The 18,729-nt window shown below is 68.5% G+C and carries 17 protein-coding genes; 8 read left to right on the top strand and 9 right to left on the bottom strand.

What is annotated here, in order from left to right:
• Positions 1-41: 41 nt before the first annotated feature.
• Positions 42-383 carry a hypothetical protein gene (locus AC0LPE_RS18680; RefSeq protein WP_088897003.1) on the top strand — a complete coding sequence of 114 codons (342 nt, stop codon included), beginning with the start codon at positions 42-44 and terminating at the stop codon, positions 381-383.
• Positions 384-396: 13 nt separating this feature from the next.
• Here AC0LPE_RS18680 and AC0LPE_RS18685 read toward each other — a convergent pair whose 3' ends face one another.
• Complete coding sequence (locus tag AC0LPE_RS18685; RefSeq protein ID WP_490604954.1) at positions 397-1,245, bottom strand: NADPH-dependent oxidoreductase; 849 nt, start codon at positions 1,243-1,245, stop codon at positions 397-399.
• A gap of 197 nt (positions 1,246-1,442) precedes the next feature.
• Between AC0LPE_RS18685 and AC0LPE_RS18690 the strand changes: the two genes are divergently transcribed.
• The gene (locus AC0LPE_RS18690; protein WP_088897002.1) at positions 1,443-1,646 is read left to right on the top strand and encodes a PspC domain-containing protein; all 204 of its coding nucleotides are present in this window, start codon (positions 1,443-1,445) and stop codon (positions 1,644-1,646) included.
• A 601-nt stretch (positions 1,647-2,247) separates the two neighbouring features.
• On the opposite strand, the gene AC0LPE_RS18695 is transcribed toward AC0LPE_RS18690, so the two are convergent.
• From AC0LPE_RS18695 to htpG, 5 genes are all read right to left on the bottom strand, one after another.
• A complete protein-coding gene (locus AC0LPE_RS18695) occupies positions 2,248-3,267 on the bottom strand; it encodes an alpha/beta hydrolase (protein WP_490604955.1) in 1,020 nt (339 codons plus the stop codon).
• 232 nt (positions 3,268-3,499) lie between these two features.
• On the bottom strand, positions 3,500-5,125 hold the full coding sequence (groL, locus tag AC0LPE_RS18700) for a chaperonin GroEL (protein WP_016932760.1): 1,626 nt from the start codon (positions 5,123-5,125) through the stop codon (positions 3,500-3,502).
• Between the two features lie 280 nt (positions 5,126-5,405).
• A complete protein-coding gene (locus AC0LPE_RS18705) occupies positions 5,406-5,930 on the bottom strand; it encodes a DUF6764 family protein (protein WP_490604956.1) in 525 nt (174 codons plus the stop codon).
• A 141-nt stretch (positions 5,931-6,071) separates the two neighbouring features.
• On the bottom strand, positions 6,072-6,848 hold the full coding sequence (locus AC0LPE_RS18710; RefSeq protein ID WP_088897001.1) for an HAD-IIA family hydrolase: 777 nt from the start codon (positions 6,846-6,848) through the stop codon (positions 6,072-6,074).
• 44 nt (positions 6,849-6,892) lie between these two features.
• Positions 6,893-8,818: a molecular chaperone HtpG gene (gene htpG, locus AC0LPE_RS18715; RefSeq protein WP_490604957.1), complete on the bottom strand. Its 1,926-nt coding sequence runs from the start codon at positions 8,816-8,818 to the stop codon at positions 6,893-6,895.
• A gap of 122 nt (positions 8,819-8,940) precedes the next feature.
• Between htpG and AC0LPE_RS18720 the strand changes: the two genes are divergently transcribed.
• On the top strand, positions 8,941-10,191 hold the full coding sequence (locus tag AC0LPE_RS18720) for an NAD(P)/FAD-dependent oxidoreductase (protein WP_145693232.1): 1,251 nt from the start codon (positions 8,941-8,943) through the stop codon (positions 10,189-10,191).
• Here AC0LPE_RS18720 and AC0LPE_RS18725 read toward each other — a convergent pair.
• Entirely contained in the window at positions 10,166-10,714 is a 549-nt protein-coding gene (locus AC0LPE_RS18725) for a PadR family transcriptional regulator (protein WP_016691621.1), read from the bottom strand. The genes AC0LPE_RS18720 and AC0LPE_RS18725 overlap by 26 nt on opposite strands.
• 108 nt (positions 10,715-10,822) lie before the next feature.
• Here AC0LPE_RS18725 and AC0LPE_RS18730 point away from each other — a divergent pair, with 108 nt between their 5' ends.
• Positions 10,823-11,416, top strand: a complete 594-nt coding sequence (locus tag AC0LPE_RS18730) for a DUF1707 SHOCT-like domain-containing protein (protein WP_145693231.1) — start codon at positions 10,823-10,825, stop codon at positions 11,414-11,416.
• On the opposite strand, the gene AC0LPE_RS18735 is transcribed toward AC0LPE_RS18730, so the two are convergent.
• Both AC0LPE_RS18735 and AC0LPE_RS18740 read right to left on the bottom strand, forming a co-directional pair.
• Complete coding sequence (locus tag AC0LPE_RS18735) at positions 11,358-12,158, bottom strand: SDR family NAD(P)-dependent oxidoreductase (RefSeq protein WP_120283604.1); 801 nt, start codon at positions 12,156-12,158, stop codon at positions 11,358-11,360. The two genes, AC0LPE_RS18730 and AC0LPE_RS18735, sit on opposite strands and share 59 nt — an antisense overlap.
• A gap of 71 nt (positions 12,159-12,229) precedes the next feature.
• Positions 12,230-12,733 carry a pyridoxamine 5'-phosphate oxidase family protein gene (locus tag AC0LPE_RS18740; protein ID WP_490604958.1) on the bottom strand — a complete coding sequence of 168 codons (504 nt, stop codon included), beginning with the start codon at positions 12,731-12,733 and terminating at the stop codon, positions 12,230-12,232.
• A gap of 172 nt (positions 12,734-12,905) precedes the next feature.
• Between AC0LPE_RS18740 and AC0LPE_RS18745 the strand changes: the two genes are divergently transcribed.
• From AC0LPE_RS18745 to AC0LPE_RS18760, 4 genes are all read left to right on the top strand, one after another.
• Positions 12,906-16,400, top strand: coding sequence for a TM0106 family RecB-like putative nuclease (locus tag AC0LPE_RS18745; protein WP_490604959.1), 3,495 nt, complete (start codon positions 12,906-12,908; stop codon positions 16,398-16,400).
• A gap of 109 nt (positions 16,401-16,509) precedes the next feature.
• Entirely contained in the window at positions 16,510-16,974 is a 465-nt protein-coding gene (locus AC0LPE_RS18750) for an SRPBCC family protein (RefSeq protein WP_085469694.1), read from the top strand.
• 116 nt (positions 16,975-17,090) lie between these two features.
• Positions 17,091-17,813 carry a phosphatidylserine decarboxylase gene (locus AC0LPE_RS18755; protein WP_024101805.1) on the top strand — a complete coding sequence of 241 codons (723 nt, stop codon included), beginning with the start codon at positions 17,091-17,093 and terminating at the stop codon, positions 17,811-17,813.
• Positions 17,810-18,724 (top strand): CDP-alcohol phosphatidyltransferase family protein, encoded by a 915-nt coding sequence (locus AC0LPE_RS18760; RefSeq protein WP_490604960.1) that lies wholly within the window; start codon positions 17,810-17,812, stop codon positions 18,722-18,724. The genes AC0LPE_RS18755 and AC0LPE_RS18760 overlap by 4 nt, the downstream gene beginning before the upstream one ends.
• Positions 18,725-18,729: the final 5 nt, after the last annotated feature.

Here is an 18,729-nt window from a genome sequence, read left to right on the forward strand (position 1 = left end):
ACGATCGAAATGTCCGGTCCAGCATCCTTTCGGAGGAACCCATGCGTACCCTTGCCATCCGCTCCCGTCTCGCGACCGCCACCGTCCTGTCGCTCGGCACCGCCGCAGTACTTCTCGGAACAGGAACTGCCGCAGCACAACCCGCGCCCGGTGTCGTGGGCATGAGCGAGCAGGCCGCGGTCGGCGTGCTCACCGCGGAGGGTGTGCCGTTCTCGATCGTCAACCGGTCCGGTTCCGCCGGCGGCGACTGCACCGTGACCGCTCAGCGCGACCGGGGGTACCGGACCGAGGTCGAGTACGAATACGACAGCGACGACAACGAGTTCGACCGTGTCGAACGCCAGGTGTGGCGCGGGGTCGGCCTGACGGTCGTGTGCCGCTGACGCGTCCCTGCGGTCAGTCCAGACCGAAACCGCGCTCCCGCAGAGCTTCTCGCATCTGTTCCCTGCTCCCGAGCGCACCGGGCGACGCGAAGCGCCCGAGTACACGTTCGACCCAGCTCTCCGCCAGACCCTGATCGCGGTAGAAGCCGGCGATCTCCTCCTCGTACGCGGCGAGGCCGGCATCCCGCTCCTCGGTCGAGTACTGCTCGCGATGCAGCACCACATCCTGACCCAACCGCGGCTTGACCTCCGACTCCACCTCGGGATCGGGACGGCCCACCACCAGCCCGACCACAGCGAAACTGTGGTCGGGCAGAGCCAGTTCTGCGGCCACGTCACGCGGATGGTTGCGGATGGCCCCGATGTAGACGGTGCCGAGGCCGAGCGATTCCGCGGCGAGCACCGCGTTCTGTGCGGCGAGGGCGGCATCGACCACCCCGAGCAGCGCCGACTCCACGTAGTCGACGTTGACAAGGTCCTTGTCGTGCTGCTCGGCGACTCGCGCCGCACGGGCGAGGTCGGCCACCCATACGAGCAGCAGCGGAGCGTCACACACCGCCGGCTGGTTGCCGGCGAGCGTCGCGATCCGGGCGAGCCGGTCGCGGTCGGTGACGGCCACGACGCTCCACAACTGCAGGTTGCTCGAGCTCGCGGCGGACGAGGCCGCGGCCACGATCGCGCGCAGATCGTCCTCGGAGACGGCTTCGGGAAGGAACTTCCGCACGGAGCGATGCGCCAGCTGGAGATCGATGACGTCGTTCCACGCGCCGGAACCACCGTGTCCGGCCACCTGCTCGGCGGCCCGGGTGCCGTACCTGCGGCGCAATGCGGCGAGCTGTTCGTCGAGGACGACGTCGGTCATGACGGGAGATCTCCTTCTGATCGGCAGTACCGACGGTCGAGTCTGCCTCCTCGCACCCCGGTCGCCGAGCATTGTCCTCAGCATGATTCCAGCGGCGCCCGGGCCGGTTCACTCGACCGACCCCGAGACGAAGATCAGGGTGAAGATCCGGGCCGTTCCCCGATGTGCCGGGATCGTCTCGGCGACAGGATGAATGCATGAACTTCGAGAACCAGGCTCCCCGCCCCTTCACTCGCTCCTCATCCCAGCGCATGCTCGGTGGTGTGTGCGCCGGACTGGCCGAGTACTTCAACGTCGACCTCAACCTCGTGCGTGCAGGCGCAGTCCTCACAGCCTTCGTCACGGGTGGCACCGCCGTGTTGCTCTACCTCGCACTGTGGATGATCATCCCCGAGCACTGATCGGCCCCCGGCTGCAGAGAACACGCAACCCTCGGTGGACATCCACCGAGGGTTGCGTGCTTCGCTGCGGGTGGCAGCGGCGATTGCGAACTACTGCTGGACGCTGCCCAGCAGAGCACTGCCGGTATCGAGCAGAGTCTTCAGGAGCTCCGTGCCGCCGAGCAGGTCGAGGGCCGAGCCGATGAGTTCGATGACGTCCATGTGTATCTCCTTCGTCCGATCACATACCGGACGGGTCTCGTCCGATTGCTGTTCGCCTACCCGGAATTCCGATCGGAATTCCGTCGGGCTCGCATCAATTTTCAACACATTCGACGCGCCCGCGCGAGCCGAGAATACGCAAATCGGATGTGATGACATTCACACTCGCGGCGAAGGCTGTACGGGCTCACAAATGCCCAGTTCACGGCGTCAAGGAAAGAAAACGGAACGTCCGTACCCATTTATTTTCGTTTGAATTCGATATTTTCGTTCGACCCGATTCATCCTGTTCGGTGACCGTTTACGGCGAATCGACCGATCCGGCGAAGAAATATCGACCGAAAGAAGATGCCCGATTCGACCGCAATCGAATCGGGCATTTCCGGTGGATCCGGGACCGCTACAGTCCGACCGCCTGCGACAGAAGCTGCCACGAGTTGCGCAGATCGTCCTCCCAATAGTCCCAGGAGTGCGTACCCGCCGGCCGCAGGTCGATCTGGGCGGGGATGTCCAGTTCCTCGAGCCGCTGGGCCATCCGCTGCGTGCAGTGGTGGACCGCCGCCTCGATGCTGCCGCCGACGACCACCTGACCGACGAGCCCGATCGGGTCGTTGTTCACCGACCGCGACCCGAGCCGCTCGTACTGCCCGGGCAGACCCGAACCCGACGAGATGTACAGGTCGATACCGCGGAGCTTCTCGGCCTGGAGATAGGGATCGTTCTCGATCCAGGCCGGATCACCGACCGGGCCCCACATGTTCTCGGGGTCGCCGCCCTTGACGCGTACGACGGCCTGCACATAGGACTGCCCCAGCGGCGTGCTCGTCTCGGCGCATCCGCTGTAGGCCCCCACCGCCTCGTACAGCTCGGGAGCCGCGGTGGCGAGGCCGAGCACCGATGTCCCCGACATCGACAGGCCCGCAATGGCGTTGCGCCCCGAGGTCCCGAACTCGGTGTCGATGACCGGCGGGAGTTCGTGCGTCAGGAAGGTCGTCCACATGTTGCGGCCGAGCGCGGGATCGTCGTTGCGCCAGTCGGTGTAGTAGCTGTAGCCGCCGAGGAGAGGCGTGACGACGTTGACGTTCTTGTCCGAGAAGAAGTTCTCGACGTCGGTCTGCTTCTCCCAGGTGGCGATTCCCTGCCCGCCTCCCGAACCGTTGAGCAGGTAGAGGGTGGGGCGCGGTTCGCTCGTGTCGGCGGGCGTCCGGACCCGGAGGGGGATCACCTTGTCCATCGACGGCGAGTAGACGTTCGCGATGACGGTGCGGTCGCTCTCGCGCTCGACGGAGGTCAGCTCCCCCACCGGTCGCTGGTCGTCCGCCTCTGTCGGCTGCGCGAGAGCGCCCCCGGGGGCTGCGAGGACCATCGACGTTCCCACCGCCACCGTGAGCAGTACCCGCCGTAACCAGGACGACCGCATATTCTTCCATCCCCTCGTCGATCCGTCTGTGTGCGCACCTCGGACCGGTTGCGGATCGGTACGAACCTCCGGAACCGGATGAAGTGACACTTTCGTGACATTCATCGTCCGCACGGCCCGTTTCGTAACGAATATGTGATCGTTCCGTACCGGAGGTCGGAATCATCGGGGAACAGCACGAGGCCCGACCCCACCGGAGTGGGATCGGGCCTCGCGTGACTCTAAGGGCGGATCAGAAGTCCATGCCGCCCATGCCGCCGGTCGGGTCGCCCGCGGGAGCGGCGGCCTTCTCCGGCTTGTCGGCGACGACGGCCTCGGTCGTCAGGAACAGAGCCGCGATCGACGCAGCGTTCTGCAGCGCCGAGCGGGTGACCTTGACCGGGTCGTTGATGCCCGCTTCGAGCAGGTCCTCGTAGTCGCCGGTCGCAGCGTTGAGGCCGTGGCCGGCCTCGAGGTTGCGGACCTTCTCGGCGACGACGCCGGGCTCGAGGCCGGCGTTGAAGGCGATCTGCTTCAGCGGCGCCTCGAGAGCGACCTTGACGATGTTGGCACCCGTGGCCTCGTCGCCCTCGAGCTTGAGGTCGTCGAGAACCGGAGCGGCCTGCAGCAGGGCCACGCCACCACCGGCGACGATGCCCTCTTCGACGGCAGCCTTCGCGTTGCGGACGGCGTCCTCGATGCGGTGCTTGCGCTCCTTGAGCTCGACCTCGGTCGCGGCACCGGCCTTGATGACGGCGACGCCGCCGGCCAGCTTCGCGAGGCGCTCCTGCAGCTTCTCACGGTCGTAGTCCGAATCCGACGCCTCGATCTCGGCGCGGATCTGGTTGACGCGACCGGCGATGGCGTCGGGATCGCCCGCGCCCTCGACGATGGTGGTCTCGTCCTTGGTGACGACGACCTTGCGGGCCTGGCCGAGCAGCTCGATGCCGGCGGTCTCGAGGGAGAGGCCGACCTCTTCGCTGACGACCTCGCCACCGGTGAGGATGGCGATGTCGGCGAGCTGGGCCTTGCGGCGGTCGCCGAAGCCCGGAGCCTTGACGGCAACCGACTTGAAGGTGCCGCGGATCTTGTTGAGGACCAGGGTGGACAGAGCCTCACCCTCGACGTCCTCGGCGATGATCAGCAGCGGCTTGCCCGACTGGATGACCTTCTCGAGCAGCGGCAGCAGGTCCTTGACCGTGGAGATCTTGGAGCTGACGAGCAGGATGTAGGGATCCTCGAGCACGGCCTCCTGACGCTCTGCGTCGGTGGCGAAGTAGAGGGAGATGTAGCCCTTGTCGAAGCGCATGCCCTCGGTCAGCTCGAGCTGGAGGCCGAAGGTGTTGGACTCCTCGACGGTGATGACGCCTTCCTTGCCCACCTTGTCGATGGCCTCGGCGATGAGCTCACCGATCGCGGGGTCGCCGGCGGAGATGCCTGCGGTGGCGGCGATCTGCTCCTTGGTCTCGACCTCCTTGGCGGTGTCGAGCAGCTTGGCGGTGACGGCCTCGACGGCCTTCTCGATGCCGCGCTTCAGGCCGAGGGGGTTGGCGCCCGCAGCAACGTTGCGCAGACCCTCGCGGACGAGCGCCTGGGCGAGCACGGTAGCGGTGGTGGTGCCGTCACCCGCGACGTCGTCGGTCTTCTTGGCAACTTCCTTGACCAGCTCGGCGCCGATCTTCTCGTACGGATCCTCGAGCTCGATCTCCTTGGCGATGGACACACCATCGTTGGTGATCGTGGGGGCGCCCCACTTCTTCTCGAGAACGACGTTGCGACCCTTGGGGCCCAACGTCACCTTGACTGCGTCGGCGAGGCTGTTGAGGCCCCGCTCGAGGCCGCGACGGGCCTCTTCGTCGAACGCGATGATCTTGGCCATTGCGAAGTGATCCTCCGGGTATGGGGGTGACACCGGAGCGATCGCTCGTCGGATCGCTCCATGTACGCCTTCGGCCGGAAGCAGTGCCCGCGACGGACGACCAGGGGTGTCGAAAACCCGGTCTCACCCTACCGACCTGGCACTCACGTGTTGCGAGTGCTAAGTGCATTCTTAGCACTCGGGGGTGGCGAGTGCAAGATTACCGGCACCCGCCACCCCCGTCACGAAATCCGCGAAAGACCGACTACCCGGTCGTCCGGATCATCGATGCGGCGCTCACTCAGCGCGGCGTCGAACCGACCCCCACGGCGCACCACTGCCCCGTCGCGGTGTTGACCGCGAACGACTGGGCTCCGACGCACGTGACGCCGGTGGTGTCGGCCGTGGCGCCCGACCCGTAGCCGGCCACCGACAGGGTCGTCGCCGGACCCTGCGCCCACGAGTGGCTCAGTCCGCCGCCGAGCGCGTAGGCGAACGAACGGCCGCCGTCACGGGCTGCACTGAGCGCCGTGCCGAAGCCCGTCGCGTGGGCTTCGGCGGCACCGGCCGACTCGGCGACCGACACCGCGGTGCCGCTGTCGGCCGCATACGCGCGAGCGAAGGCGTCCTCGGCGGTGGCACCGCAGCTGGCGGTATCGGACACCAGGATGTCGTTGACAGAAGGAGGCGACACACAGGTCACCGGCGCCGCTGCGGCGGTACCCCCACCGAACAGCGCAGCCGAGGCCACACCGACGGCGACGAGCACACCGGCCCGGAACGAACGGCGCGCGGTGAGAACGGATCGGAAGGAACGAATGGACAAGAACGGGCTCCTCTGCACTGGAGTGCCTCTTCGCGAAAGGCTGCGTCTGCGCGAACTGGGGAACGAGCGCCCCGCGCGAACGGGGGGCCGGCGCCCCGGCGGTAGGGTACCGATCACATGCGTCTCACGCGAGACCACGTGTCACAGACTGTCGAGGAGCCCCGGGAGATCGGCGACGGAGTCGATGACGTGGTCGGGACGATCGACCGCCAGGTCCAGGACGGATTGCCGAAACTTTCCGGTACGCACCAGGATTCCCGTCATACCGAGGCGTTGCCCCGGGACGACCTCGCCAGCGATGTCGTCGCCGACGACCACCATCCGATCCGGTTCGACACCCATCCGCTCCGACGCGACGAGGAAGCCGCGCAGCGACGGCTTGCCCACCGCCACCACCGACCGGCCGGTGAGCTCCTCGAGTCCGGCCAGGTAGACCCCGGTGTCGATGCGCAACCCGTCGGCGGCCTGCCACGCGAGAGCCCGGTGCATCGCGACCACCGGGACGTCCTCGAGCATCAACTCGGCGACGCGGCTCATCGCCCGGTGCGTGAAGGCATCCCCCGCGCCGCCGAGGATCACCACTTCCGGGTCGTCCTCGTCCAGCACGAGACCGTCGAGATCCGCTGCGATGTCGCCCTCGTTGAGGACCCAGCAACGCAGGCCCGGATAGGTCTGCCGAACGTGGTCGACGGTGAGGGACACCGCGGTGACGATCTCGTCCGGCGAGACCTCCATCCCGAGATCGGTGAGCCGCTGCGCGATCTCGGCGCACGTCCGGGAGGTGGTGTTGGTGAGGAAGGCGCGACGGACGCCGTCGGCACGCAGTCGTGCCAGGACGTCCGCCGCGCCCGGGACGGGCTGCCACTCGGTGACGAGCACGCCCTCGATATCGAACAACACCCCGTCCACACGCGTCATGCATCGAGCCTATCCGCGTGCGTGCCCACGGCGACAGGCTCGGCTCACACGCTTCCGGCGAGACGTTCGGCGAGCAGGCGGGTGAACCGCGCCGGATCCTCCACCTCGCCACCCTCGGCGATCAGCGCCATGCCGTGGAGCAGCTCGGCGACGTCGGCGAGCGAGGCGTCGTCCGGACGCTGTTCCCGGGCCGTGCGCAGACCCGACACGAGCGGGTGATCGGGGTTGAGTTCGAGGATCCTCTTGACCCGCGGCACCGGCTGACCGGACGCCTTGTACATCCGCTCGAGCGCGGGCGACATGCTGAAGGTGTCGCCGACGATGCACGCCGGGGAGGACGTCAGGCGCGACGAGAGCCGCACGTCCTTGACCTGCTCGTCGAGGGTCTCCTTCATCCACGACAGCAGGTCGCCGAACTCCTTCTCCTTCTCCTCGCGTTCGGCTTCGGCGGCCTTCTTCTCGTCCTCGGTACCGAGGTCGACGTCGCCCTTGGCGATCGACTGGAAGCGCTTGCCCTCGAACTCCGGAACGGAGGTCACCCACATCTCGTCGACGGGGTCGGTCAGGAGCAGCACCTCGATGCCCTTGTCGCGGAACGCCTCCATGTGCGGGGAGCTCTCGAGCAGCTGGCGCGACTCGCCGGTCAGATAGTAGATCGCGTCCTGGCCGTCCTTCATACGCTCGACGTAACCGGCGAGCGTGGTCTGCTCCTCCTCGCTCGCCGTCGAGTCGAACGACGAGATCGCCAGCAGCGTGTCGCGGTTGTCGGTGTCGGAGATCAGGCCTTCCTTGACGACCCGGCCGAACTCGCGCCAGAACTTCGTGTACTTCTCGGGTTCCTTCGCGGCCATGTCCTTGACGGTCGCGAGGACCTTCTTCGTCAGGCGGCGACGGATGGCCCGGATCTGCCGGTCCTGCTGCAGAATCTCACGAGAGACGTTGAGCGACAGGTCCTGTGCGTCGACCACACCCTTGACGAAACGCAGGTACTCGGGAACGAGATCCTCGCAGTCGTCCATGATGAACACGCGCTTGACGTACAGCTGCACGCCGGTGCGCCGTTCGCGGGCGAACAGGTCGAACGGCGCGTGCTCCGGGATGAACAGCAGCGCCTGGTATTCGAAGGTGCCCTCGGCCTTGAGCGGGATGATCTCGAGCGGCTCGTCCCAGGCATGCGCGATGTGCTTGTAGAAGTCCTTGTACTCCTCCTCGGAGACCTCGTCCTTCGAGCGCGCCCACAACGCCTTCTGCGAGTTGAGGGTCTTGGTCTCGAAGGTCACCTCGTCGGCGCCGTCCTCCGACTTCGTGGTGCGCGAGACCTCCATGCGGATCGGCCACGCGATGAAATCCGAGTACTTCTTGACGATCTCCTCGAGCTTCCACTGCGAGGTGTAGTCGAACAGGTGGTCCTCGGCGTCCTCGGGCTTGAGGTGCAGGATCACCGAGGTGCCCTGGGGCGCGTCGTCCACCTCGGCGATCGTGTAGGTGGATTCGCCGCTGGACTCCCAGCGCGTACCGGTCTTCTCCCCGGCCTTGCGGGTGACCAGGGTGACCTTGTCGGCGACCATGAACGACGAGTAGAAGCCGATGCCGAACTGGCCGATCAACTCCTCGGATGCGGCGGCATCCTTGGCCTCGCGCAGCTTCTGGCGGAGTTCGCCCGTACCGGACTTCGCGAGGGTGCCGATGAGGTCGACGACCTCGTCGCGGTTCATGCCGATGCCGTTGTCGCGCACGGTCAGGGTGCGCGCGTCCTTGTCCACCTCGAGCTCGATGTGCAGGTCGGAGGTGTCGACGTCGAGATCCTTGTTTCGGAACGACTCCAGCCGGAGTTTGTCCAGGGCGTCCGACGCGTTGGAGATCAACTCGCGCAGGAAGGTGTCCTTGTTCGAGTAGATCGAGTGGATCATCAGATCCAGCAACTGCCGCGTCTCGGCCTGGAATTCACGCTGTTCGACGTTCGTACTCATTCCGGGTTCCCTTTCCACAAGCAGAACTTCCCCGGAAATAGTAAGCCGCCCGCGAACCCGGCCCGTTCGCGCTTCCGGGTCCATGATGGAGGTGCAGGCTTCGTCGTTCACAGGAGGTTGCGATGACGGTTCGTCGGACGGTGGTCGTCGGTGCGGGCATCGTGGGTCTGTCCACCGCGTGGTTCCTGCAGGAACGCGGTATCGAGGTCACGGTGCTCGATCGGGTCGGCGTGGCGGGCGACGCGTCGTGGGGCAACGCCGGATGGCTCGCGCCGGCTCTGACCCTGCCGCTGCCCGAGCCGGGGGTGCTGCGTTACGGCGTGCGCTCGATGTTCCGGCCGTCCTCGCCGGTGTACGTGCCGCCCACGACGGATGTGCGGTTGCTGCGTTTCCTCGCCGACTTCGCCCGGCACTGCACGAGGCGGAAGTGGACGTCGTCGATGGAGGTCTTCGCGCGCGCCAACCGCGTCGCTCTCGACGCCTACGACGACCTCGCCCGCGGGTCGGGCGACACGACCGTCACCGAGCCGACGCGGGTCGCCGATCCGTTCCTCGCGGCCTTCACCTCGGACGACGACCGGCGACTGCTGGTCGAGGAGTTCGAGCACGCACGTGCCGCCGGCAGCGAGATCGACTTCGACCTGCTCGACACCGACACACTGCATTCGCTCGAACCGCTGCTCGGGGACTCGGTGCGAGTGGGGCTCCGGATCCGGGGGCAGCGGTTCATCGACCCGCCGCGGTTCGTCGCCTCGCTGGCGCACGCCGTGCGCGCCCGGGGGGCGGAGATCGTCACCGGCGTCGACGTCGAGGAGGTGCGCGACACCGGTCGCGGGGTGGACGTCGTCGTGGCCGGTGGGGACTCGCGTTCGGCGGATGCGGTGGTGCTTGCGAACGGAGCGTGGCTCGGATCGCTCGCCCGGCCGTTCGGGGTGCGCACGCAGGTCCAGGCCGGTCGCGGCTACAGCTTCAGCGTGCGGCCGCCGAGCCTGCCGAAGAACCCGGTCTACTTCCCCGCCCAGCGGGTGGCGTGCACACCCCTCCAGGACCGCTTCCGGGTCGCGGGAATGATGGAGTTCCGCAGCCCCGACGCCCCGCTCGACCCGCGGCGCATCGAAGCGATCGTCGACGCGACCCGTCCGCTGCTGCGCGATGTCGACTGGGACGGGCGCAGCGAGGAGTGGGTGGGCTCGCGGCCGTGCACGGCGGACGGGCTTCCGCTGATCGGCCGCACCCGTTCGGAGCGGGTGTACGTCGCCGGCGGGCACGGGATGTGGGGTGTGGCGCTCGGTCCCCTCACCGGACGGCTGCTCGCCGGGGCGATGACCGGCGAGCCGGATCCGTTGCTCAGGTCGTTCGATCCGCTGCGCTGACCGGCCCGGGTTCGAGCCGGTCGCGCACGCGGTCGAACCAGTCGAGGACCGCTCGCTCGTAGAGGATGCCGAAGTCGAGGGTCGCCGCGGCGTGCGGCGGGAGGATGTCGGCCGCCGCCTGCTGTTCGTAGGCGGCGAGCTGCTCCTCGTGTCTGCGGCGATGGTCGGCGAGCATCTCGGCGAGGCGCTCGGGCGGGAGGTGATCGCCGAAGGCGACGGTCAGCAGCAGTGGGTGACGGATGTTCTCGTCGCCCGGTTCGCGGTCGATCCATTCGGCGAAGGCGGTGCGTCCGGCCTCGGTCAGCAGGTAGGGCTTGCGATCGCGCGGGCCCTTCTCCCCTGCCTCGATCAGTCCCTGCCGTTCCATCGCGGCCAGTTCCCGGTACACCTGGCTCGTCGTCAGCGACCAGAACTTGCCGATGCGCGTCTGCGCGGTGGACACCAGGTCCCAGCCCGTCTTGGGGCCTTCGTGGAGGAATCCGAGCAGCGACGCGGCGGTGGCGTTGAGCGGTCGTCCGGTCATTGCCGGTTCCTTTCTCGATTCGGGTACGGAAAACACTTGACATTCCACTGTGGCATATTCACCCTGGACTCAGGTGACATTCCATTGTGGAAGATCCCGGAGGGCACCATGGAACACACGTCCACTACCGGCCCCGGTACTGCGACACCCCCGCTGCGCATCTCCGATGCCGAGCGCGAAACGATCGTCGACGAGCTGGGGCGGCATCTCACCGCCGGACGGTTGACGATCGCCGAGTTCGACGAGCGTGTCGCCCGGGTCTACCGCGCCGCGACGCAGGACGACGCCGGCGCCGTCCTCGCCGACCTGCCGTCGACACCCGATCCCACCCCGCCCTCGCCGGCCCAGAACCCGCTTTCCCGTCTGCGCCTGCCGCTCCACCAACGCATCGAGTGGGGAGCCTGGGCCGCCGTGGGCTCGATCAATCTCGCGGTGTGGGCACTGGTCTCGATCGGAACGGCCTCACTGATCTACTTCTGGCCGATCTGGGTCATCGTTCCCTGGGGTCTCGTCCTGGTGGGACGCACCGCACTCGGACTCGAGGGCGGTCCGGCCCGCCGCAGGGCCGACGACCACATCCGCAACGCCCGGCGACTGCACCGCGAGCACATGCGCCACGCCGCCGTCGTCCACCGGCGTGCCGTCATGCACCGGCGTGGACCGAATCCGCACTGCGGGCGATCGAGTCGTACCTGGTACTGATGTTCCCGAGATAGTGCGGGTGCGTGAGGATGTAGGGGGCGTCGATCGAGATGCCGCGGACGACGATCTCCCCCGCCGTCTCCGGTGCCATACCGGCGTTCCCGCCCTTGATGTGGTCCACGCGCCGGACCTCGCCGCCGAGCCGGGCGGTGCTGTCGTCGAGTCCCGAACGCACCAGCCCCGGGCACAGGACCGACACCCCGACACCGTGCGGGGCGAGTTCGGCGCGTAGCGCTTCGGACATCGCGACGACGGCGGCCTTCGCTGCGCTGTACACACCGCGGCCCGGCACACCCGCGGTCAGTCCCATGACCGAGGCGGTGTTGACGATGTGCCCACGCCCGCGTGTCCGCAGGTCACCCGCGAAGGTCGAGACGCCGTTGAACACCCCGGTGACGTCGATGTCGATGACCGTGTCGAAGACCTGAGGATCGAGGTCGGCGAAATCCGTTCCGTTGAAACCGATCCCGGCGTTGTTGACGAGGATGTCGACCGGGCCGAAGGCGTCCTCCGCCTCCTGCTTGACGCTGCGCCAGCCCTCCCGGTCGCGTACGTCGAGGACGGCTCCGCGGACGAGCCGGAAGACTCCCGTCCGGTCGGCGAGCGTGGATTCGATTGCCGCATCGTCGATGTCCGCGATCGTCACGGCCACTCCGCGGCGGGCCAGGGCGTCGGCGATACCGCGGCCGATGCCGCTCGCACCTCCGGTGACGAGCGCGTGGCGCGCCGAGGCGATGTTCATGGGGGCTCCGTTCGTCGAGATCGGTGGTTCGTCGGGATCGGTGGTTCGTCGGGATCGGTGGTTCGTCGAAATCAGCGCGACCGGCGGATCTTCCCGAAGTCCCAGCTGCGCACGCTGCGCGGAGTGACCCGCAGCCACGCGTGACGGCCGTCCGTCGTGAACTCGTCGCGACCGGCGTACTTGCGGGCGAAGGACAGTTCGACGCCGCGCAGCAGTTCGTCCTCGACGGTGCGCGCCACGACCTCGGGACGGGAACCGCGCGGCACGTCACCGACGCTCACCGCGGTTCCGCGCACTTCGACGCCGCGCAGATCCGTGAACTGTTCCCCACCGTCGACGACGACCGCGATGCGCGGATCCTTCTGCAGGTCGGTCCACCGGCGGCTGCGGACGAGGGAGTTGAGCCACAGGAAGGCGCCGTCCCAGACGAACCACAACGGAGCGACGTGCGGGCTTCCGTCGCCGCCGATCGTGGCGACGCGGCACGTCCGCTCGGTGGAGAGGAAGAGATCGATCTCCTCCTTCGTCATCGAGATCCCGGCGCCGCGCGTGCGCAGCGTGCCGTTTCCAGTCATCAGGCCTCCTACCTGCACGAATCCTCGTCAAGAATTTTATTCTCTTTGATGAGAGAGATGTTCTCACCCGCCGAGTGCGAACACAACAGTCCGATGGGTCCGACCGGTCTGCGATAGTCGGGACCAGCCGTGCCCAGCCCGGGCATCCCGCACGTCGGAGACGGAGCTGCCGATGTTTCTTCTCGACGACAGGCTGGTCTTCGGCGCCGGAGATCTCACCCGCGCCGCCTCGTGCGAGTTCGCACTGCTCCGCAACCTCGACTCGACGCTCGGTCGCCTCCCGCGCCCCGACACCGAACCCGATGCGATGCTCGACCGCGTCGCGGCGCTCGGCGGCCGTCACGAGCAGCGCGTCCTCGACCGGTTCCGCGCGCAGGTGGGTGCCGAGAGGGTCGTCGAGATCGCCCGGCCCGAGTACACCGCGCAGGCGCTCACCGAGGCGGCGCAGGCCACCCTCGACGCCGTCCGGGCCGGCGCGCCCGTCGTCTATCAGGGCGCTTTCTTCGACACCGGCTCCTCGGACGCCGCCCCCGATCCGCTCGGCATGATCGGCTTCTCCGATTTCCTCGTCCTCGAAGATGACGGCTACGCCGTCTACGACAGCAAACTCTCCCGGCACGCGAAGGTCGAGGCCCTGCTGCAGCTCGCCGCCTACGCGGACGCACTCGCGCGCACCGGGACGGCAGTCTCGTCGCACGCGCATCTCGTCCTCGGGGACGGCTCGATCGCCTCCTACCCACTGGCGGAGATCCTGCCGGTCTACCGGCACCGACGCGCCTGTCTCGAAACCCTTCTGGCGTCGCACCGCGCTGCCCCCGAGCCGGTGCGGTGGGGAGCGGGTGGGCACACCGCCTGCGGTCGCTGCGACGACTGCACCCCGGAACTGGAACGTCACCGCGACCTGCTGCTGGTCGCGGGGATGCGCAGTACCCAGCGGCTGCGGCTGATCGAGGCGGGTGTGTCGACCATCGACGACCTCGCCGCATGCGCGGCACCCGTCGACGGGATGGCCCGCCGCACCTTCGAGGCCCTGCGCGCGCAGGCACGAGCGCAGCTCGAGGAGGAGAGACGGGGCAGTCCCTACGCGGAGGTCTACGACGCCACCCCGCTCGGCATCCTGCCCGCGCCCGACGAGGGCGACATCTTCTTCGACTTCGAGGGCGACCCGCTGTGGTCCGAGGGCGGCAGTTCCGAGTGGGGACTCGAGTACCTGTTCGGCGTCGTGGAGGGACCGGCCGACGCACCGGTCTTCCGGCCCTTCTGGGCACACGACCGCGAACAGGAACGGCAGGCGCTGCTGGACTTCCTCGACTACGTCACCGACCGCCGTCGTCGCCACCCGAGGATGCACGTCTACCACTACGCCCCGTACGAGAAGACGGCGCTGCTGCGGTTGGCCGGCCGCTACGGCGTCGGCGAGGAGATCGTCGACGACCTGCTGCGCGAGGGTGTGCTCGTCGACCTGTATCCCGTGGTGCGCAACTCGATCCGGGTGGGCGCCCGGGCGTACGGGCTGAAGAAGCTCGAACCGCTCTACACCGACGTCGACGAGGCGCGCGACGGCGATGTCGTGGACGCGGGCGCCTCGATCGTCGCGTACGCCGACTACTGCGCACTGTGCGACGCCGGGCACCTCGAGGAGGCGGACCGCGAACTCGCGTCGATCGCCTCCTACAACGAGGCCGACTGCATCTCCACTCTGCGTCTGCGCGACTGGCTGCTCACCCACGCCCGCGATCACGGCATCTCCCCCACCGAGACGACCCACGACGAGGCCGCTCCCGACGCGGAGGCGCACCCCGTCGAGACGAAACTCCTCGACTACGTCGGCGGTGCGCTGGCGGGCGACCGCACCCCGGAACAGCAGGCGGCCGCACTCGTCGCCGCGGCCATGGGCTATCACCGGCGCGAGCGGAAACCATTCTGGTGGGGGCACTTCGACCGTCTGTCCACGCCGCCGGACGAGTGGGCGGACGCCCGCGACACGCTGGTCGCGGCGACGTGCACGCTCGAGACCGACTGGCACAAGGCCACGCCCCGCCAGCGACTGCTCCGGCGCCGGCTGCGCCTCGCGGGCGAGTTCGAGCCGGGCAATACGTTGCGCGACGGCCAGGACGTCTTCCTGTTGTACGACGCTCCGGGACCGGACGGACTGCCCGACGGCGGCACCGGGACGCGCGCGTGGTCGCGCGGCGTGGTCGTCGAACGCACCACGGGGACGGACCATCCCGACGTGCTCGTCGTGGACGAATCGCTGCGGACGGACGAGGAGTACTCCGTGCTGCCGATCGCCGTCACACCCGGCGCGCCGATCTCGTCGAAGAACATCGAAGCGGCCATCGCCTCCGCCGCCGAGGCGATGTGCGACGAGTTGCCGGCTCTGCCGTCGACCGCGGCCGTGGACGTGCTGCGCCGCGTCCCGCCCCGACTACGCTCCGGTGCCGCGCTGCCGGCGCTCGGCGACGACGCGGCCGGCACGATCGTCACGGCCGTTCTCACCCTGGAGAATTCGTACCTGGCGGTGCAGGGACCACCCGGCACCGGCAAGACGTACACCGGGGCCCGGGTGGTGGCGGCGCTCGTGAACGAGCACGGTTGGCGGGTCGGCGTGGTCGCGCAGTCGCATTCGGTGGTCGAGAACATGTTGGCAGGCACCGTCGCCGCGGGAGTGTCGCCGGAACGGGTCGCCAAGGCGAAATGCCAGAGCCCCGAACCGACGTGGACCGCCTTCCCGGACGCGAAGACCCTTGCGGCCCATATCGGTACCTCCACCACCGGTTACGTGGTGGGTGGAACGGCCTGGGACTTCACGAATCCGAACTGCATCGAGCCCGGCAGCCTCGACCTGCTGGTGGTCGACGAGGCCGGTCAGTTCTGCCTCGCCAACACCATCGCCGTGGCCACGGCGGCGTCGAATCTGCTGCTGCTCGGCGATCCCCGCCAACTGCCGCAGGTCTCGCAGGGCACCCACCCCGAGCCCGTGGACGAGTCCGCCCTCGGATGGCTCGCCGAAGGGCACGGGGCGTTGCCCGCCGATCGTGGCTACTTCCTTCCGGTGACCTGGCGGATGCACCCGGATCTGTGCGCGCGGGTGTCCGAGCTGTCCTACGAGGGACGCCTGCGGTCGAAGTCCGAGATCACTACGCGTCGCGCGCTCGACGGCGTCCCGCCCGGCGTCCGGCTCGTGGAGGTCGCGCACGAGGGCAACGCGACCTGCTCGCCCGAGGAGAGCGCCGAGATCGTGCGCGCCGTCGCGGCCGTGCTCGGCTCGGCGTGGACGGACGACGCCGGCTCCCCGTCGCGGCCCCTCGGCGAGGAGGACGTCCTGGTGGTCGCGCCGTACAACGCTCAGGTCACCCGCCTGCGGCAGGATCTCGCCGCCGCAGGTCTGCACCGTGTCCAGGTGGGCACCGTCGATAAGTTCCAGGGCCGCCAGGCGGCGATGGTGTTCGTGTCGATGACGGCCTCCGCCGTCGAGGACGTGCCGCGGGGCATGTCGTTCCTGTTGTCCCGCAACCGGTCGAACGTGGCCCTCTCACGCGGCAAGTGGTCGGCGGTGATCGTCCGGTCCGGCGCCCTGACCGATCACCTCCCGTCGACCCCGGACGGCCTGATCGAACTCGGGGCGTTCATGCGGCTGACCGGAGCCGACCCGACCAGGACGTGACCGCACTCACAGCGTCCGTTAGGATCGACGACGATCCTGTTACCTCAGGTATCAGATACACGGGACCCGGCCCCCGAGAAGACCCGGTCCCCCGAGCACAGGAGTACACGTGTCGAAGACCCTCGAGGCCACGATCGAGATCACCGCCTCCCCCGAGCAGGTGTGGCGCGTGGTGTCCGATCTGAAGCGGATGGGCGAGTGGAGCCCGCAGTGCCGTCGGATGATCGTGCGCGGTGGGCCGGTGTCTGCCGGCACCACCACGATCAACATCAACAAGAAGGGCCTGCTGGTGTGGCCCACGACGTCGAAGGTGATCGACTTCGAACCCGGCCGTCGCCTGAGCTTCCGGATCAACGAGAACCGGTCCATCTGGTCGTTCACCCTCGAACCCACCGCCACCGGCACGCGGGTCACCCAGCGGCGCGAGGCGCCCACCGGGACGAGCAAGGTATCGCAGACCCTGGTCAAGTATGTTCTCGGCGGCACCGAGGCGTTCGACGACGAACTGACGATGGGGATGAACGCGACTCTCGCCCGTCTCAAGAACGAGATCGAGGCGGGCGCGCGGGTCTGACCTTCCCTCCTCCGCTCACGTACGCTGGAGTGCCTGTGGACCGACAGGACCCGCCCGCGCGACGGGCGGGTCCACTGCGGTCCCGGATCACCGATCGCCAGCGATAAGAGGAGCCCGTGGCACGTAAGCCGACGCCCGCCGGAACACCCCCCACCAGCGGGGTAGCCCACATGGTCGACCTGGTCAGGCATGTCGTACCGCCCATGCATCCGGGCGGCATCCCCTTCGTCGCAGCTCCGCTCGCCGTGGCCACCCTCGGCCGCCGCAAGCCCTGGCTGCGCCGCGCCGGTCTCGCATCGGCACTGGCGTGCGCCACCTTCTTCCGGCACCCGCACCGCGTGCCGCCGAACCGCGCCGGGGTGGTCGTCGCTCCCGCCGACGGTGAGATCGCTCTCGTCGACCACGCCGTGCCACCCGCCGAACTCGGGCTCGGCAGCGAGGAGCGCCCTCGGGTCAGCATCTTCCTGTCCGTCCTCGACGTGCACGTGCAGCGCAGCCCCGTCGGCGGCACCGTCCGCTCGGTGGTCCACACCCCGGGCAAGTTCCTCTCCGCCGATCTCGCCGACGCGAGCGAGGTCAACGAGCGCACCAGCATGCTGATCGAGACGCGCGACGGCGCCGAGGTCGCCGTCGTCCAGATCGCCGGGCTGCTGGCACGGCGCATCGTCAACGACGCGCAGATCGGCGACACCCTGCCGATCGGCGACACCTACGGCCTGATCCGCTTCGGATCCCGGGTCGACACCTACCTGCCGGTCGGGAGCACCCTGCTGGTCGAACGCGGTCAGCGCACTATCGGTGCCGAGACCGTCCTCGCTCAGCTGCCCACGGTGTCGTGAGTCCGCACACGCAGGGTTCGCGTGCGGTCGCGACCGGGCGGTCCCGCAATCGGCCCAACGTCGTCCGCCTGCTGCCGAGCGTCATCACGATCCTGGCGTTCTCCGCCGGACTGTCGGCGGTGAAGTTCGCGCTCGACGGACAACTCGGCACCGCGCTCGGCATGATCGGCGCCGCGGCCGTCCTCGACTCGCTCGACGGCCGCATCGCCCGCATGCTCGACGCGACCAGCAAGATCGGCGCCGAACTCGACTCGCTGTCGGACGCCGTCGCGTTCGGTGTCGCCCCCGCGCTCGTGCTGTACGTGACGTTGCTCGACGGCAGCCCCTTCGGCTGGATCGTCGCCCTGCTCTACGCGGTGAGCCTCGTGCTGCGACTCGCGCGCTTCAACACCCTGCTCGAGGACGACAGCGTTCCCGCCTACGCACGCGAGTACTTCGTCGGTGTGCCCGCACCGGCGGCCGCCCTCATCGCGCTCGCACCCGTCGCCGCCCACATCCAGTGGGGCGACGGTTGGTGGACCGCCTACGGGCTGGTCGCGGTGTGGATCCTCGGGACGGCCGGGCTCGCGATCAGCCGCATCCCGACCTTCGCGATGAAGTCGGCGTCCGTGCCCGCGCGACTCGCCGTGGTGCTGCTCGTGCTGGTCGCGGTGGCGGCGGCCGCGCTGGTCACCTATCCGTTCATCCTCATGCTCGTGCTGGTCGCGGTCTACCTCGCGCACATCCCCTTCGCGGTGCGTTCGCGGCGCTGGGTCGCGGCCCGACCCGAGACCTGGGACATCAAGCCCTCGGAGCGACGCGCCCTGCGCGCCCGCAACCGCGCGCAGCGTCCGCGTCGTGTCGCGGCCCGGCGTGTCGCCACGTCGGCGAGATCTCAGGCGCGACTCGGGCTGCGCCGTCCGCGACGATGACGTGC

Source organism: Rhodococcus sp. S3 (genome assembly GCF_058211795.1).

Bases quoted from the DNA above. Each gene is read 5' to 3' on its own strand.
- AC0LPE_RS18730 (WP_145693231.1), top strand. From the start codon at position 10,823: ATGGAACACACGTCCACTACCGGCCCCGGTACTGCGACACCCCCGCTG.
- AC0LPE_RS18710 (WP_088897001.1), bottom strand. From the start codon at position 6,848: ATGACGCGTGTGGACGGGGTGTTGTTCGATATCGAGGGCGTGCTCGTC.
- AC0LPE_RS18725 (WP_016691621.1), bottom strand. From the start codon at position 10,714: ATGACCGGACGACCGCTCAACGCCACCGCCGCGTCGCTGCTCGGATTC.
- AC0LPE_RS18735 (WP_120283604.1), bottom strand. From the start codon at position 12,158: ATGAACATCGCCTCGGCGCGCCACGCGCTCGTCACCGGAGGTGCGAGC.
- AC0LPE_RS18690 (WP_088897002.1), top strand. From the start codon at position 1,443: ATGAACTTCGAGAACCAGGCTCCCCGCCCCTTCACTCGCTCCTCATCC.
- AC0LPE_RS18720 (WP_145693232.1), top strand. From the start codon at position 8,941: ATGACGGTTCGTCGGACGGTGGTCGTCGGTGCGGGCATCGTGGGTCTG.
- groL (WP_016932760.1), bottom strand. From the start codon at position 5,125: ATGGCCAAGATCATCGCGTTCGACGAAGAGGCCCGTCGCGGCCTCGAG.
- AC0LPE_RS18695 (WP_490604955.1), bottom strand. From the start codon at position 3,267: ATGCGGTCGTCCTGGTTACGGCGGGTACTGCTCACGGTGGCGGTGGGA.
- AC0LPE_RS18745 (WP_490604959.1), top strand. From the start codon at position 12,906: ATGTTTCTTCTCGACGACAGGCTGGTCTTCGGCGCCGGAGATCTCACC.
- AC0LPE_RS18685 (WP_490604954.1), bottom strand. From the start codon at position 1,245: ATGACCGACGTCGTCCTCGACGAACAGCTCGCCGCATTGCGCCGCAGG.
- AC0LPE_RS18680 (WP_088897003.1), top strand. From the start codon at position 42: ATGCGTACCCTTGCCATCCGCTCCCGTCTCGCGACCGCCACCGTCCTG.
- htpG (WP_490604957.1), bottom strand. From the start codon at position 8,818: ATGAGTACGAACGTCGAACAGCGTGAATTCCAGGCCGAGACGCGGCAG.
- AC0LPE_RS18740 (WP_490604958.1), bottom strand. From the start codon at position 12,733: ATGACTGGAAACGGCACGCTGCGCACGCGCGGCGCCGGGATCTCGATG.